1 rRNA gene is annotated in these 1,919 nt (G+C 59.9%); it reads left to right on the top strand.

The features are described 5' to 3' along the window. Positions 1 to 204: 204 nt before the first annotated feature. Positions 205 to 1,721: ribosomal RNA gene (locus WAB14_RS18140) — 16S ribosomal RNA — on the top strand. Positions 1,722 to 1,919 lie beyond the last annotated feature (198 nt).

The raw sequence follows: 1,919 nt of genomic DNA, 5'->3' as shown, positions 1-1,919 counted from the left end.
GAGGGTTGCCCCCGCTGAGGCCTGGGAGGGTCTGGGGTGGGTGTGCGTCCGTTCCTTGAGAACTCAACAGCGTGCCAAAAATCGATGCCATTTGTTTGGCGCACTCCTGCCTGCCTCGTTGGGTGGGGGTGTTGCTGGGATTTGTTTTCGCGGATGTCCTGCCTGTGCCTGGGGTTTGTCTCGGGTGGTGGGTGGGGGTTTGCATCTACGGAGAGTTTGATCCTGGCTCAGGACGAACGCTGGCGGCGTGCTTAACACATGCAAGTCGAACGGTGAAGCCCTTCGGGGTGGATCAGTGGCGAACGGGTGAGTAACACGTGAGCAACCTGCCCCCCTCTTCGGGATAACTCCGGGAAACCGGGGCTAATACCGGATATGAACTGTGCCCGCATGGGTGTGGTTGGAAAGTTTTTCGGTGGGGGATGGGCTCGCGGCCTATCAGCTTGTTGGTGAGGTAGTGGCTCACCAAGGCGACGACGGGTAGCCGGCCTGAGAGGGTGACCGGCCACACTGGGACTGAGACACGGCCCAGACTCCTACGGGAGGCAGCAGTGGGGAATATTGCACAATGGGCGGAAGCCTGATGCAGCGACGCCGCGTGAGGGATGACGGCCTTCGGGTTGTAAACCTCTTTCAGCTCCGAAGAAGCGCAAGTGACGGTAGGAGCAGAAGAAGCACCGGCTAACTACGTGCCAGCAGCCGCGGTAATACGTAGGGTGCGAGCGTTGTCCGGAATTATTGGGCGTAAAGAGCTCGTAGGTGGTTCGTCGCGTCTGCTGTGAAAGTCCGAGGCTCAACCTCGGATCTGCAGTGGGTACGGGCGGACTGGAGTGCGGTAGAGGAGATCGGAATTCCTGGTGTAGCGGTGGAATGCGCAGATATCAGGAGGAACACCGGTGGCGAAGGCGGATCTCTGGGCCGTAACTGACGCTGAGGAGCGAAAGCATGGGGAGCGAACAGGCTTAGATACCCTGGTAGTCCATGCCGTAAACGTTGGGCGCTAGGTGTGGGGTCCTATCCACGGGTTCCGTGCCGTAGCTAACGCATTAAGCGCCCCGCCTGGGGAGTACGGCCGCAAGGCTAAAACTCAAAGGAATTGACGGGGGCCCGCACAAGCGGCGGAGCATGCGGATTAATTCGATGCAACGCGAAGAACCTTACCAAGGCTTGACATACACCGGAAACATCCAGAGATGGGTGCCCCGCAAGGCTGGTGTACAGGTGGTGCATGGTTGTCGTCAGCTCGTGTCGTGAGATGTTGGGTTAAGTCCCGCAACGAGCGCAACCCTCGTTCTATGTTGCCAGCGGGTCGTGCCGGGGACTCATAGGAGACTGCCGGGGTCAACTCGGAGGAAGGTGGGGATGACGTCAAATCATCATGCCCCTTATGTCTTGGGCTTCACGCATGCTACAATGGCCGGTACAAAGGGCTGCGAAACCGTGAGGTGGAGCGAATCCCAAAAAGCCGGTCTCAGTTCGGATTGGGGTCTGCAACTCGACCCCATGAAGTCGGAGTCGCTAGTAATCGCAGATCAGCAACGCTGCGGTGAATACGTTCCCGGGCCTTGTACACACCGCCCGTCACGTCACGAAAGTCGGTAACACCCGAAGCCGGTGGCCCAACCCCTTGTGGGAGGGAGCCGTCGAAGGTGGGACTGGCGATTGGGACGAAGTCGTAACAAGGTAGCCGTACCGGAAGGTGCGGCTGGATCACCTCCTTTCTAAGGAGCATCTGGCCCTTCCCCTTGTGCTGCTGCGCCGTGTGCGTGGTGGTGGGGGGTGGGGTCCAGGGCCTGCTCGGGGCGAGTGTCCTCGAGAGGTGAGCTCGTGGGTGGATACATCGGTTAGTTGGCATCCTGGTCGTCTGCCGGCCGCTAGTACTCCCCTTCCAGTGTCGTGCTGGGCCAGCTTCGTGCTGG

It is taken from the genome of Aquipuribacter nitratireducens, from assembly GCF_037860835.1.
Taxonomy (GTDB): Bacteria; Actinomycetota; Actinomycetes; order Actinomycetales; family JBBAYJ01; genus Aquipuribacter; species Aquipuribacter nitratireducens.
Note: the sequence above shows the minus strand (reverse complement) of the source record. Positions and strands in the feature narration are given on the sequence as shown.